Annotated in this window: 16 protein-coding genes; 11 read left to right on the top strand and 5 right to left on the bottom strand. The window is 40.7% G+C overall.

All coding sequences use genetic code 11. From position 1 onward, the window contains the following. Positions 1-90: 90 nt before the first annotated feature. The 3 genes from ABMY41_RS05345 to ABMY41_RS05355 all read right to left on the bottom strand — a co-directional run bounded on the left by ABMY41_RS05345 (position 91) and on the right by ABMY41_RS05355 (position 3,078). On the bottom strand, positions 91-978 hold the full coding sequence (locus tag ABMY41_RS05345) for a LysR family transcriptional regulator (protein WP_217875793.1): 888 nt from the start codon (positions 976-978) through the stop codon (positions 91-93). Between the two features lie 114 nt (positions 979-1,092). Beyond that, positions 1,093-2,619: a response regulator gene (locus ABMY41_RS05350; protein ID WP_287246068.1), complete on the bottom strand. Its 1,527-nt coding sequence runs from the start codon at positions 2,617-2,619 to the stop codon at positions 1,093-1,095. Between the two features lie 51 nt (positions 2,620-2,670). After that, the gene (locus tag ABMY41_RS05355) at positions 2,671-3,078 is read right to left on the bottom strand and encodes a DUF2721 domain-containing protein (protein ID WP_054560956.1); all 408 of its coding nucleotides are present in this window, start codon (positions 3,076-3,078) and stop codon (positions 2,671-2,673) included. 86 nt (positions 3,079-3,164) lie between these two features. On the opposite strand from ABMY41_RS05355, the gene ABMY41_RS05360 reads away from it, so the two are divergent. The 3 genes from ABMY41_RS05360 to tsaD all read left to right on the top strand — a co-directional run bounded on the left by ABMY41_RS05360 (position 3,165) and on the right by tsaD (position 5,180). Then, complete coding sequence (locus tag ABMY41_RS05360) at positions 3,165-3,530, top strand: DUF2007 domain-containing protein (protein WP_055198283.1); 366 nt, start codon at positions 3,165-3,167, stop codon at positions 3,528-3,530. Then, positions 3,514-4,104, top strand: a complete 591-nt coding sequence (locus ABMY41_RS05365; protein WP_058585822.1) for a YjaG family protein — start codon at positions 3,514-3,516, stop codon at positions 4,102-4,104. Before ABMY41_RS05360 ends, ABMY41_RS05365 begins: the two co-directional genes overlap by 17 nt. 62 nt (positions 4,105-4,166) lie before the next feature. Further along, the gene (tsaD, locus tag ABMY41_RS05370; RefSeq protein ID WP_054560954.1) at positions 4,167-5,180 is read left to right on the top strand and encodes a tRNA (adenosine(37)-N6)-threonylcarbamoyltransferase complex transferase subunit TsaD; all 1,014 of its coding nucleotides are present in this window, start codon (positions 4,167-4,169) and stop codon (positions 5,178-5,180) included. Positions 5,181-5,189: 9 nt separating this feature from the next. Here tsaD and plsY read toward each other — a convergent pair whose 3' ends face one another. Continuing rightward, positions 5,190-5,792 (bottom strand): glycerol-3-phosphate 1-O-acyltransferase PlsY, encoded by a 603-nt coding sequence (gene plsY / locus ABMY41_RS05375; protein WP_287246069.1) that lies wholly within the window; start codon positions 5,790-5,792, stop codon positions 5,190-5,192. Positions 5,793-6,020: 228 nt separating this feature from the next. Between plsY and folB the strand changes: the two genes are divergently transcribed. The 8 genes from folB to ABMY41_RS05415 all read left to right on the top strand — a co-directional run bounded on the left by folB (position 6,021) and on the right by ABMY41_RS05415 (position 12,175). Further along, positions 6,021-6,377 carry a dihydroneopterin aldolase gene (gene folB, locus ABMY41_RS05380; RefSeq protein ID WP_055021570.1) on the top strand — a complete coding sequence of 119 codons (357 nt, stop codon included), beginning with the start codon at positions 6,021-6,023 and terminating at the stop codon, positions 6,375-6,377. A gap of 1 nt (position 6,378) precedes the next feature. After that, entirely contained in the window at positions 6,379-6,867 is a 489-nt protein-coding gene (gene folK, locus ABMY41_RS05385; protein WP_349274299.1) for a 2-amino-4-hydroxy-6-hydroxymethyldihydropteridine diphosphokinase, read from the top strand. Next, positions 6,864-7,667 carry an undecaprenyl-diphosphate phosphatase gene (locus ABMY41_RS05390; RefSeq protein ID WP_349274300.1) on the top strand — a complete coding sequence of 268 codons (804 nt, stop codon included), beginning with the start codon at positions 6,864-6,866 and terminating at the stop codon, positions 7,665-7,667. The genes folK and ABMY41_RS05390 overlap by 4 nt, the downstream gene beginning before the upstream one ends. Positions 7,668-7,827: 160 nt before the next feature. Beyond that, entirely contained in the window at positions 7,828-9,171 is a 1,344-nt protein-coding gene (gene mpl, locus ABMY41_RS05395) for a UDP-N-acetylmuramate:L-alanyl-gamma-D-glutamyl-meso-diaminopimelate ligase (RefSeq protein ID WP_252949567.1), read from the top strand. Positions 9,172-9,193: 22 nt separating this feature from the next. Then, complete coding sequence (locus tag ABMY41_RS05400; protein WP_054551081.1) at positions 9,194-9,817, top strand: flavin prenyltransferase UbiX; 624 nt, start codon at positions 9,194-9,196, stop codon at positions 9,815-9,817. Then, the gene (locus tag ABMY41_RS05405) at positions 9,814-10,743 is read left to right on the top strand and encodes an ABC transporter ATP-binding protein (protein WP_054551082.1); all 930 of its coding nucleotides are present in this window, start codon (positions 9,814-9,816) and stop codon (positions 10,741-10,743) included. Before ABMY41_RS05400 ends, ABMY41_RS05405 begins: the two co-directional genes overlap by 4 nt. Further along, on the top strand, positions 10,743-11,510 hold the full coding sequence (locus ABMY41_RS05410; protein WP_251601015.1) for an ABC transporter permease: 768 nt from the start codon (positions 10,743-10,745) through the stop codon (positions 11,508-11,510). The genes ABMY41_RS05405 and ABMY41_RS05410 overlap by 1 nt, the downstream gene beginning before the upstream one ends. Continuing rightward, complete coding sequence (locus ABMY41_RS05415; RefSeq protein ID WP_062566421.1) at positions 11,510-12,175, top strand: SAM-dependent methyltransferase; 666 nt, start codon at positions 11,510-11,512, stop codon at positions 12,173-12,175. The genes ABMY41_RS05410 and ABMY41_RS05415 overlap by 1 nt, the downstream gene beginning before the upstream one ends. Here ABMY41_RS05415 and ABMY41_RS05420 read toward each other — a convergent pair. Next, positions 12,172-14,022 carry a GGDEF domain-containing protein gene (locus tag ABMY41_RS05420; protein ID WP_349274301.1) on the bottom strand — a complete coding sequence of 617 codons (1,851 nt, stop codon included), beginning with the start codon at positions 14,020-14,022 and terminating at the stop codon, positions 12,172-12,174. The genes ABMY41_RS05415 and ABMY41_RS05420 overlap by 4 nt on opposite strands. Positions 14,023-14,167: the final 145 nt, after the last annotated feature.

The following is a 14,167-nucleotide window of genomic DNA, read 5'->3' on the forward strand; positions in this document are numbered from 1 at the left end:
GATGCACGCTTTTTATGCAGTAAAAGATGAAGAAATAAAGGGGATTGGCTAGCCTGATTAATTACAGGCTAGCAGTATATATTATAGCTATTAGCTTTGGCTTGATAACGCCGTTTTTTCAATGAGGTCAAGTAAATGACTAACATGAGAATTCTCATTGATTTGTTGATTTGTTTGGATCACAAGCTGCTCGTGTGCGATACCTTTATTGGTTTTCAATAACAGTAAATCTGGGTCTGAAGAGACAATATTTGTGTGTTCAATACTGGCTATTGCGATGTGGTTTGACTTTTTAAGGCCATCCATTACTTGCTCGATGCTACCTACTTTGATGCTTGATGTTTTATCAAAAGATTCGATAGCATCGTTTAGCATAGCTTGCACTTGTTTAGACTGTGAAAAACAGCTGTACATAGGGTAGTCTGCAAAGTCGCGTTTACTAATGTCGCTCTTATGCGCAAGTGGGTGGTTTTTAGCTACAAAAATAATCAGTTGATCAGGTAAATGTATATCACTACCAATGCTGTTCATTGCCTGCGAGCATACGCTAATATCAATTTCACCTAATTGCAGTTTACGTACAAGTTCACTTTGCTCTTGTAACTGCATCTCGATTTTTACATGCGGATACTGCGCTAAAAATTGGCCGCAAGAAACAGGCACAACCGTACTTGCTTTGTTGGTATAACCAATAACTAATTTTTCGCTAGTGCAACCGTTTAAAGATTCGAATAAACGTTTTTTGGTTTCTTCAAGGTTGTCGAGGGTTTGTTTAGCGTACTCAAGGAAAAGTTCACCTTCTTTGGTTAACTTAACTGAGCGTGTAGAGCGGGTAACGAGCTCATAGCCAATTTCATCTTCGAGCGTCTGAATACTGCGAGTTAACGCTGAAGTGCTGATTTGGGTTTTTTCTGCAGCTTGGCGGAAATGCCTTAGCACCCCGAGTGCCACAAATTGTTCAAGTTGTTCAAATCTCACTTTAATAGTCCCTTGTTATGAGTAAGCCTTTTACGTCCAGGCAATATTATACTTCACCTAGGCATAGTAAATTATTGTACCTTTTTTGGGAAGTGTTTTACAGAAAAGTTACATCTAGTCAGGGTAACGGTCTTTAATCTCTAAGAAAAGTGGTAAATTTTCAAGTAATAAGTCGACTAGAATTGGATCAAAATGTTTCCCGCGCTGATCTTTTATGAGTGTTAACGCCTCTTCCAATGGCCAAGCCTTCTTATAACAACGGTCGCTACAAAGGGCATCAAATACATCGGCGAGGGCGGTTATGCGGCCAACTATATTGATATCGTCTGCCATTAAACCTTGCGGATACCCTGAACCATCCCACTTTTCATGGTGTTGGTAAGAAATTAAAGCACCGCATGTCAATATCTCGTTACTTGAATTTTTTAATATTTCATAGCCGATTTCTGCATGGGTTTTCATTATTTCCCACTCATCATCAGTGAGCTTACCAGGTTTATTCAATATGCTGTCTGGAATGCTGATTTTACCAATGTCATGTAGTGGTGAAGCAAGCTTAATGATTTCACATTGAAATGGGTTAAGCTCTGAAAGCTGAGCAAGTAACTCACTATATAAAGCAACACGTTTAACGTGAGAGCCGGTTTCTTTAGAGCGTTTTTCTACTGCCTCTCCAAGAATGTACGACAGCTCTTTTTGCGAATCTTTGACCATTTCTCTGAGTTTTAAATTATCGTAAGCAAGCGCGATATTGTTGGCATAAAACTCTAACAGTTGATGTTCTGTGGCCTGTAACTTACTGCCTTTATGAACATAAAGCATGGTTTCAAGGCCGGCTTTGGTAGGAAAGTAACCAATATAATCATTACTTGTTTTTAGTGATGATTTTCGCTCATGTGCATCTATAAATAAGTTTTTTACTTCATCAGGAATGGTGTTTTGCTGTGGTGTGGGGCCCACGCCAGAAGCTGCGAGTAGCTGGAAATCCTTTGCTGGAGAGGATTGTAAGTTAACGGCTGCAGCACAATAAATTTGCGTGTCATTAATGCCCATCACGTTAGTGACATGGCTTAAAATTGTTGAAGCAAATTCATGAACACTGTCACATTTTAAAAAGTTAGCAGACGCGTTGATGATCTGCTCAAGACCATGCTTGTGGCGATCAATAATTTGAATATCGCGGTGTGCTCTTAAGGCGGAGTAAAGCAAGGTTTTAATTTTAATCGCGGTGAGCTCAGTTTTGTTTTTATAATCGTTGATGTCGTAATCGCGTATAATCGCTTCTTCTGGGGCTTCACCTGGCTGACCTGTGCGCAGAATTAAACGAATATCGTGGTTTTCTATTTCATCGCGAATGTATTGAATAAGCTCAAGACCAGCATGGTTGGTTTCCATTACCACATCAACGAGGGCAACAGAAAAGGGAATATCTTTTTTTAAAAACTCTTTTGCTTCGGCCGCAGAGTAGGCGTCATAAAAGCGCAGACCTTTATTTTCGAAAGTGAAGCCAGCTAATACTAGTTTCGTAACTTGATGGATATCTTCTTCATCATCAACAACAAGAATATGCCAGTATTCAGGCTCTTCAGTTTCTATATTATTTTCTTCTAACTGTTCTTCAGAAAATAAGAAATCATCCACAAAAACACCACTTATTGTTGTATCTCATACAATAAGTATAGAGGCAGAAATTTACTCTGCCTTATCTGAAACTGGTTTTTTTTCGATATTCTTTAATTCGATTTCAATAGCATCACAAGAAATGTGGATCTCATACAAAGAGGTGAGAAGTGATAAGGCTAAGCAAGCGAGGCTGATACCAAATAAAATGATTCCTGTGGTATTAAATTCTATAAATAATGCAAACATTGATAAGGTACACATCAGAAAAGAGGCAACACCATAAACCTGCATCACCCTAATGAGTTTAATGCGTTTTCTTAAATTGGTAATTTGTGCAACAACTAATGGGCGGATACTTTCCCCTTCACGTGCATTGAGCTCTCGAATAAGCTGAGCAAGCACCAAAAAACGGTTGGTGTAAGCAAGTAACAGTAAGGAAATTGCTGGGAATAACAATCCCGGTGTTGTTAAAGTCATGTGGCTACCTTGAAATAAGCATTGCAGCGAAGTTAGTTGCTAGCGTAGTTTAGGATTTAAAGATAGAAAAGTAAAAGGGAAGTGATTTGCAAAACAATAATTTAAATCAACCTGCTAAGCAGGACCCATTCGCTTGGGTGAAAGTGTTTCAGGCTGAAAATGGCTTAGAAGCCAACATTATTAAAGGGCTTTTAAAAAGTAAAGGGATCGAATCGCAACTGCAAGGTGAGCTTTTACAAGGGGCGCTTGGAGAGATCCCATTTGAACAAACAGGGGTCGATATACTCGTTTACGCATTAAAAGAGCGCCAGGCGCAAGAAATATTGCTAAACTACCGGCAATTAAAACAATCGGCTCCTGACTGGGTATGCCCTAAGTGTCATGAGCTTAACGGAGCAACATTTGAAATATGTTGGTCTTGTGGGACTGTAAAGAATGACAAAAGCGAATAATTTTCAACGTATTAGAGAATTAAACTATTTGCAAAAAGCGGTATTAGGTGGCGCATTACTTGAGCGTATGCTGCCTAATTACAGCTTATTTAGTGAAGCAACAGGGTTTGGTGATGCCGCGGTTTTTCGTAGCGCATTAAGTGTCTGCTGGGAAAAAATCTTACTTCCAAAAAGTAAAATCAGCCTTGAAAAGCAAATTGAAAAAATAGAGCCGAATGTGCCAGAGCTTACTGACTTTGACATGTTCGGGACTTATCCCGCAATCGATACAGCAACCGCTTTACTTGGCATGTTGCACGGTTTGATAGCTAAAGATGAACAAGAGTTTTTAAATATTAGTAAAATTTCACAGGCTTCAGTGGCTCGTTTTATTGAATATCAACTAACAGTAGATGGTGAAATTGCTGATAACAAAGCTGTTCGTGAACACCCTCTAATGCAGTATGAAATTGATGTACTTGCTGAGCTTATTGATTTTGTAGAGCAAATGGGCCGAATTACCTCCCAGAACGTAAAAGAGCTTAAGCAACTTGCAGTATCTGACGGCCAAACCAACATCGGTATTGCAATTTAATATTCAGTAATGCGTATTTTCACTGTAAAATACGCGTTTGTTTTTTCTTGGCGGAGTAATTGATGCGAATTTTAGGTATTGAATCATCATGTGATGAAACGGGTATTGCCATTTATGATGATGAACAAGGCTTATTAGCACATCAACTGTATAGCCAAGTAAAAGTGCATGCCGATTACGGCGGTGTGGTACCTGAGCTTGCGTCACGCGATCACGTACGTAAAACCTTACCTTTGATTGATGCTGCTTTTGCACAAGCTGGTTGTGGCCCAGAAGACTTAGATGGCATTGCTTACACCGCAGGCCCTGGACTTGTTGGTGCACTCCTTGTGGGAACCTCTATTGGTCGCTCATTGGCCTATGGTTGGAATATTCCTGCTGTTGCTGTTCATCATATGGAAGGCCACCTACTTGCGCCAATGCTTGAAGAGGACAAACCGGAATTTCCGTTTATCGCACTACTGGTGTCTGGCGGTCATACTATGATGGTTAAAGTATCTGGCATTGGTGAATACGAAGTGCTGGGAGAGTCAGTTGATGACGCTGCCGGTGAAGCATTCGATAAAACCGCGAAGTTATTAGGTCTTGATTACCCTGGTGGCCCACGTCTAGCAAAACTTGCGGAGCAAGGTACGCCTGAGCGTTTTGTATTTCCACGTCCGATGACTGATAAACCAGGCTTAGATTTTAGCTTCAGTGGCTTAAAAACAGCGGCGTCTCTTGCGATTCGTGATAGCGATGATGACGAGCAAACCAAAGCTGATATTGCTCATGCATTCCAAACAGCGGTAATAGATACCCTAATCATTAAATGTAAGCGTGCATTAAAGCAAACAGGTATCAAACGTTTAGTGATTGCCGGTGGTGTAAGTGCAAACGTGCAATTGCGTGCGCAACTTGAACGAGTAATGCAAGGCATGAAAGGGCGCGTTTATTACCCGCGCACAGAGTTTTGTACAGATAACGGCGCTATGATTGCTTATGCTGGTATGCAGCGTTTGAAAGCAGGTCAGTTTGCTAGCCTTGATATGAAAACTAAGCCGCGCTGGCCTATTGATTCACTCGAAGCACTTTAATTTATAACACTATTCCTGTTCTGGGGCTTTTTTCTTAGCCCCTACTTTAGGCTCTTCCCCTGCCATCAAGCGAGTAATATTTGCTCTGTGACGGAAAATTATCAACACGGTTAAAAAGGTAACTGGCAAGGTATACAAAGGTTTTATCCACCAAGTATAAAGAGGTGCTAATGAAACCGTAACCAGTGCCGCAAGCGATGAATATCGTGTGATAGCAACAATTATGAGCCAGGTTGCGATCAGCATCCCACCTAGCGATAAACCAATGGGTAATAACGTGCCAAAAGCGGTCGCGACAGCCTTACCACCTTTAAAGCTAAAAAACAGCGGATACATATGCCCTAAACAGGCTGCCACACCAATTAAACCTAGCATTAGCGGGTCTATTTTTAAAAAGTAGGCACCCCAGACAGGGATGGTTCCTTTTAAAATATCAAAGACAAGAACTAAAACAGCGGGGACTTTTCCACCAAGGCGATAAACATTTGTAGCACCAGGGTTATTCGATCCATGACTGCGTGGGTCTGGTAGTTTAAACAGCCGTGATACAAGGATAGCGGAAGAGACCGATCCCAGTATGTAAGCTAAAACTAACATTAAAACTTCTAACACGCGCTTCCTTATTTTTTAATCTGCACTTTTGGGCTATCATTGGCGGCAAAACCATCTGCCGCTCTCATCGAGTAGTATGTAAGCACCATATTGCAATGCATCTATCCGTTATTGTAGGGGTAATTTTTATATATTAAAACAGTATGACAGCTTATATAGCGCATTATTGTTATCAATAAGCGTTTAGTATGAGGAGTTGTTTTAATATTCATGTCACTTGGAGTATCAATGGACAAGGTATATATATCACAGCTACATGTAGACACCATTATTGGCGTGTATGATTTTGAAAAAGAAAGTAAACAAAGCCTGTATTTTGATATCGAAATGTTATGTGATATTTCTGCCGCAGCGGCAACTGATGATATAAATTTAGCACTTGATTACGCCAAAGTGAGTGAACGAGTGATTGAGCATACAACGGCAAAACCAGTTGAGTTACTTGAAACTTTAGTTGAGCAATTAGCTGCCATTATTTTAGCTGAGTTTGCGACTAACCAAGTCACTATACGTGTCAGTAAACCAGCCGCAGTGCCACAAGCGCAAACGGTGGGAGTTGAGATCACCCGTCGTAAGGCAAACTAACATGGCGCAAATTTTTATAAGCTTAGGCTCTAATGTCAATAAAGAGCATTATCTTCGACAAGCGCTTATTGCCTTAAAGCCTCACTTTCCAGACTTTATACATTCGTCTGTTTATGAAAGTGAAGCGGTGGGGTTTGCAGGTAGTAATTTTTATAATTCAGTGGTCGCAGCAAAAACAGATATGCCATTAGCTGATCTATGTAAACTACTGAAAAAAATTGAACTTGATAATGGCCGCACCCGTGAGGATAAAAAATTTAGCCCTCGCACATTAGACCTTGATCTATTGTTTTATGATGACATTATCTGTGATTCGCCTGCGCAATTACCGCGGGATGAAATAACCAAAAATGCCTTTGTATTGCAGCCTCTTGCTGAGATAGCTCCCGATTTTTATCACCCCGTAGCTAAGCTAACTTTGGCTGAGTTATGGAATAATTATAACAACCCACAACAAAAACTATGGAAGGTGGAGTTTTCTAACCCATGAGTATTATTGAGATAATTGTTTTAGCCTTAATTCAAGGATTGACTGAGTTTTTACCTATTTCGAGCTCAGCACATTTAATTTTACCCTCACAAGTTTTAGGTTGGCACGACCAAGGCCTAGCATTTGATGTTGCGGTACACGTAGGTACGCTAGGTGCTGTGGTACTGTATTTTCGTAAAGAAGTGGTGGATATTCTCGGTGCGTGGTTTAAATCGTTTGGTTCACAAGGCGCAACCGACGATAGTCGTTTAGGCTGGTGGATTATTGTTGCGACCATTCCAGCATTATTAATTGGTTATTTATTTAAAGATTTTGTGGAAAGCTACTCGCGTAATGCCTGGGTTATTGCTACTTCAACCATCGTATTTGGTTTGTTACTTTGGTATGCCGATGTAAAAGCAAAGCAAGTTAAGAATATTTACCAAGTAAACTTTTTCAGTGCGCTTTTATTAGGCTTTTCACAAGTTCTCGCTATGGTATTTCCTGGCACATCCCGTTCAGGTATTACCATTACTGTGGGCTTGATGTTGGGTCTAAACAAGCAAAGCGCTGCGCGCTTTTCGTTTTTAATGTCAATTCCAGTAATTGCAGCAGCAGGTTCATATTATGTGTATCAGTTGGCTACAGCGGGTGAGGCGATTGATTGGCATGCAATTTTACTAGGCGCAGGCTTATCATTTGTGTCGGCTTATGCCTGTATTTTCTTTTTCTTAAAAGTGATTGAGCGCATGGGCATGATGCCATTTGTTATCTATCGCTTACTATTAGGTGTAGGTTTGTTTGCATTCTTAATACTGTAAAATAGGCTTTAAACTTAATTAAAAAACACCTCAAGTTGAGGTGTTTTTTTATGTTGGCTATTTGGCAATACTCTAATGCCGTGTAGTAATGGTAAGTAAAGCTTATATTTGGCATTATAACGCCTTACTTATCTCTTATTCATTTTGCTCAGGACAGTAGATGCATATTCACATTCTTGGAATTTGTGGCACCTTTATGGGTGGTATTGCCGCAATCGCTAAATCATTAGGTCACACAGTGACAGGCTCTGATCAAAATGTGTACCCGCCGATGAGCACGCAATTAGAAGAGCTAGGAATTACGCTCACCCAAGGTTATGACGTTGCCCAACTAGAACCCGCGCCAGATATGGTGGTGATTGGTAATGCTATGAGCCGAGGCAACCCTTGTGTTGAATACGTTCTTGATAAAGGCTTGCCTTATACTTCTGGTCCAGAATGGTTAAAGCATAATTTACTGCAAAACTCGTGGGTGTTGGCTGTGGCCGGAACACACGGCAAAACGACTACAGCCAGTATGCTGGCATGGTTACTAGAATACGCAGGAATGAAACCGGGCTTTTTGATTGGCGGTATCGTACAAAATTTTGGGGTGTCTGCCCGTGTTGGCGAAACGCCATTTTTTGTTATTGAAGCCGACGAATACGACACGGCATTTTTCGATAAACGCAGTAAATTTGTTCATTACTTACCGCGTACCTTAATTCTAAATAATCTTGAATTTGATCATGCTGATATTTTTGAAGATTTAAACGCGATAAAGAAACAATTTCACCACTTGATGCGTACATTACCCTGTAGTGGCAAAGTGATTTGGCCAAGCCAAGATGAAGCATTACAAGATGTGATTGAACGCGGCCTTTGGAGCGAGAGCGAAACACTCTCGGGTGATTGGGATTACCGCTTACTTAAAGCTGATGGTAGCGAGTTTGAAGTGCTATTAAATTCGCAAGTGCAAGGTGTTGTCAGCTGGCAAGCCATGGGTGAGCACAATGTCAAAAATGCCATTATGGCCATTGCAGCAGCCAGACACGTAGGCATCGCGGTATCAGTCAGTATTGCAGGCTTAGCTGAGTTTATCTCTCCTAAGCGCCGTATGGAGCTTAAAGCCGACGTTAACTCAATAAAAGTGTATGACGACTTTGCCCATCATCCAACGGCAATTAAAACGACCTTAGCAGGGCTACGTGCAAAAGTAGGCACTGATAAGATAATTGCTATTTTAGAGCCTCGTTCAAACACAATGAAAATGGGCGTGCATCAACAAACCCTGATTGATTCACTCGATGCAGCAGATGATGTGTATTTATTTGAGCCAGAAAATTTAAGCTGGTCGTTAAAAGAATACGCAGACAAAGCAGGTATGCATTGCATGAAAAGCACTGAGGAAATCATTACTCAGGTTGTTGGCAACAGTGCGCCGTCACAACATATTTTAATTATGAGTAATGGTGGTTTTGAAGGTATTCATCAGCGTTTAATCACTGCCCTTGAACAAAACTAACCAGTATACGGAGCTTAACTGTATGCAATTTAAAGATAAAATAACGTTAGCTTTTAGTGGTGCCTCTGGGGCTCCTTATGGCTTAAGGTTATTAGAAGTATTACTTGAACAGCAGTTTCAGGTGTATGTACTGATCTCAAGTGCGGCAAGAGTGGTCTTTGATACAGAATCGAATATCAAACTTTCAGGTAATGAAGACAAAGCGACGGAGCAGCTTAGTACACTTTTTAATGCCGCTCCTGAGCAACTAAAAGTATTTGGTAAAGACAACTGGTTTAGTCCTGTTGCATCTGGCTCAGCCGCGCCGAAAAAAATGGTGGTGTGCCCTTGTAGTGCAGGTTCAGTATCTGCAATTGCGGTCGGGGCATCAGATAACTTACTAGAACGCGCCGCTGACGTGGTTATTAAAGAGCGTGGGCAGCTGATTTTAGTCCCGCGTGAAACGCCATTTAGCGAAATCCACCTTGAAAACATGTTGAAGCTAGCACGACTAGGCGTAACTATTATGCCTGCGGCACCGGGGTTTTATCATCAACCAGAGCAGATTTCCGATTTGGTTGATTTTATGGTGGCGCGAATTTTAGATCATTTAAACATTGAACATACTTTGACGAAACGTTGGGGTTATGGAGAGGGCAAACAGTGAGCGAAAAAACGATCGCATTAAATATTGAAGGCCTAAAAAAGGTTTATAAAAATGGTGTTGAAGCCGTAAAAGGCATTGATTTACAAGTTCAGCAAGGCGACTTCTTTGCCTTACTTGGACCAAACGGGGCAGGTAAATCAACCACTATTGGTGTTATCTCATCGTTAGTGAATAAAAGTGCCGGTCGTGTCCAGGTATTTGGTCACGATATTGATACAGACCTTGAAGCTGCTAAGTCTGAACTTGGCTTAGTACCGCAAGAATTTAATTTCAGTCAGTTTGAAACACTAAATCAAATCTTAGTTAACCAAGCAGGCTATTACGGTGTACCAAGAAAGCTGGCACATGAGCGTGCTGAAAAATACTTAAAGCAGCTAGGTTTATTTGAGAAAAAAGATAAACAAGCGCGCACCCTTTCAGGTGGTATGAAACGCCGTTTAATGATTGCTCGTGCACTGATGCATGAACCTAAATTACTCATTTTAGATGAACCAACAGCGGGTGTTGATATTGAGCTACGCCGCTCTATGTGGGATTTTCTTCGCGAGATTAATAAGCAAGGTGTGACCATCATCTTGACCACCCATTATCTAGAAGAAGCCGAGCTGCTATGTAAAAACATCGCGATTATCGACAGTGGTGTGATTGTTGAAAACACCACCATTAAAGCGTTACTTGCCAAGCTTGATAAAGAAACTTTCGTACTTGATTTAAAGCAACCAGTGCAGCCAATTAGCATTGAAGGTTATAAATACACACTGACCGATGATCACACTTTAGAAGTTGAAGTGGCGAAGTCTCAGGGCTTAAACCAGGTGTTTAGTGCACTGACTGAACAAGGTAATACTGTGCTGAGTATGCGAAATAAAGCAAACCGTTTAGAAGAGCTGTTTGTAGGGTTATTAGAACAAGGGCGAGGCGAATAATGTTTAAATATGGAGTAGCGCTAAAAAGTATTTGGATCAAAGAGTGTATTCGCTTTTTACGTATTTGGGTGCAAACCTTAGTTCCGCCGGCAATCACGATGAGCCTGTATTTTGTGATTTTTGGTAATCTGATTGGTTCTCGTATCGGTGATATGGGTGGCTTTAGTTATATGGAGTTTATTGTCCCGGGTCTGATTATGATGTCGGTGATCACCAACTCTTACTCGAATGTTGCCTCGAGTTTTTATTCGACTAAATTTCAAAAAAGCATTGAAGAGCTCTTAGTTGCACCAGTGCCAAACTACATCATTGTACTTGGCTACATGGGCGGTGGTATGACACGAGGTATGCTGGTTGGTTTAATTGTTACCTGTGTCTCTTTGCTATTTGTTGATATTCAAATTCATAATATTTTTGTGATTATGGCTACGGTTATTTTAACGTCGGCTGTATTTGCATTAGGCGGACTTATCAATGCAATTTATGCTAATAGCTTTGATGATATTAGTATTATCCCGACCTTTATTTTAACGCCGCTGACTTATCTCGGTGGGGTGTTTTACTCTATCACCTTGTTGCCAGAATTTTGGCAAGGCGTATCGCAAGTAAATCCAATTATTTATATGGTGAATGCATTTAGATATGGCTTCTTAGGTGTGTCTGATGTCGACTTATCGGTAGCATTTGGTGTACTTGGTTTATTTATTGTGGGTTTATTTACGTTAGCGTTAACCCTTATTAGACGTGGTGTGGGGCTTAGACACTAATGACGGATGCAAATTCGAGAAGTATTGTATCGAATCAACCTGGCTTACATGAAAAGCTAGACGAAATAGTTTTAAAGCACTTAAGTGCTGAATTTAAAAAGCCGATTGCAGAACATACGCAAGCGGCTTTTGATCAGGTAAACGAAAAGGTGCAAGCATTTAACGGGCCTATTATTCTTGATTCCTGTTGTGGTGTGGGTGAAAGTACTGCTAACTTAGCTAAACGTCACCCTGATGCATTAGTGATTGGTATTGATAAGTCATCACATCGTTTAGATAAGCATGATATTGAATACAAGCAAACAGATGCAGGGCAGTACATTTTAGTACAAGCTGATTTAAACGATTTTTGGCGCTTAGCAGTGGCTGCAAACTGGCAACCTAGTCATCATTACCTGTTGTATCCAAATCCTTGGCCAAAAGCAAAGCACTTGCAAAGACGCTGGCACGGCGCTGCAATTTTTCCGTATATCGTTAAATTAGGGGGCCGCTTAGAGCTGAGAAGCAACTGGGATATATACGTAAAAGAGTTCGCTCGCTCATTAGAGCTTGCTGGGCATAAGTGCGATGTTGAGCTGTATGAAAGCGATACTGCAATTACTCCATTCGAACGTAAATATTGGGCCAGTGGTCAACAAAGCCACCGTTTGGTGATCAACCTTTAATGAATATAGGGGGTCGGTGGTGCAAAATGACTCCCTTGCATTAAAGTAACACCCGCACGAGCAAGCGCATCTGCTATTTGTTCGTTATCAACTTGCTCAGCAATTACATCTAACTTTAGTTGCTGAGCATATTTCACCAAGTTTTCAATAAATAGATAGTTATCTGTATTGGTATGAATTTGGCTCACCAACCCTTTATCTAGCTTCAAGCCATCAATTTCTAGCTTCCTAATGTGGGGTAAGTTTGAAAAGCCCGCGCCGAATTCATTGATAATAACCTGAGCACCTTTATTTTTTAGGGTGTTAATAAAGGTTTTTACTTCACTAAAGTAAGCGATAGCATCACGCTCATAAAACTGAAAAATAATATTATGAGGCTGCGGATAGCGCCTAAGTTGTAACTCTAAAAACTCGCTTAAGCTTGGGTCGAGAATATCTTGTGCGGTAATGTTGATACTCCAGCGCACATTGGTTTTTCTAAACTGCTCAATGCATCGAGTGAACATGGTGCGTCTTAAAAGACCGTCCATACGTGAGCGCTTTAGTACCATCATAAAGTAATCTGGCGCATGAATACGACCTGTAGCACTGGCCATTCTGGCAAGGCATTGATAATGGTCAATGTGTTTGCTTTGGTTATTATAGACTGCTTGAAAGTAAGGTACGATACGGTTGTTATCGAAGGCTTCTTTTACTTCTTTGGCAAGCGTAACATTGCTTCTAAATTTCTCTTCAACCTGCTTAAACACATTTTCATAACGTACAATACGCTGATTATTAAGCTTTGCTTGTTGCAGCGCAACATGGGCGTTTTCAATCAACATTGACTTATTACCCGTGGCGATACCTGCGTACAAGCTCACGTAGATATAAGGCTCTTTCAACGCAGGAATAGCATAGTTAAAAGCATTAATTACATCATCGATATTACGCTCATCACTATGCGTTCGTAATAGCGCAATTTTATTAGTTGCTAACCGATAGACAAACCCTTCGCTAGGCATCCTTGATTGAAAATAGCTAAGCAAGTTAGCCATTACTTTGTCGCTCACTTCAGTGCCATAAAAACTGCTAATATCTTCTAGCTCATTAATGGCAATAACTGCCAGCTCCATACGGTGTTTGGTGGTTTTCTTTATGTAGTATTCCAGCGCGACATGGTTCGCAAAGCCGGTGCGGGCATCTGTTGATAGGGAGCGTTTTAGTTGTAAAAAATACAGCCCAGCAATTAGCGCTGCAATAAAGAAAAAGAAGCAGCCTGTGATCATTGCACGGGTCACACTGTGCTGCAGTTGCTGATTTAAGTCACCAATGGTTATGTCGGCACCAGTTATATAGGTGTGACCATTATCATCGACAAAAGTCACAAAGATGCTTTTAAAATAGCCCCATTGATCTTTTGATACCTCAAATACCGGCTCTGTTGAAAAAAAAGCTTCTTTGTTAAGTTCTGTCGCTTCAGGGTAGGCATCTAGAAACTGCGTTACGCGGCCATTGTTTTGATCTTTTTGCGTGTAACTCGAGGCACTAAAATAGACTTTGCCGTCGCGCAGTACCATTGCGTACACATAGGCAAGCTGCATTTGTTTTGCATACTCAGATAGGGCTCGGCTTTTGTCTTTATATATTGCCGAAGAGATTGGTAAGCCCGCATTAACTATATTGTGGTAGTCATCACCTAGGATATGTTTGACACTGACCGCGGCATTAAGCAATTTGGTATCGATATTTTCCATGATCTCACTACGCGTGGTTTCATAGGTATAATAGATATAGCCAAATAAGCTTATAAAAAATGCGGCGAAGCCATATAGCAGCCAGCTGGTTTTTTGCATTCCTTTGGGCATAGAGGTTCCCTTAGCAGTTATCATTTGATTATACTCAAAAAAAGCGTGCCTGATAGTATAAAATGACTGCAAAACTCATTAACTGATCACTTTTTTGTCATCGAAATTAGCGCTTTTTTGCTTTAAACGAGACATTTTCGTGATA

The organism is Pseudoalteromonas sp. BZA4 (genome assembly GCF_040104395.1).
Classification (GTDB): domain Bacteria; phylum Pseudomonadota; class Gammaproteobacteria; order Enterobacterales; family Alteromonadaceae; genus Pseudoalteromonas.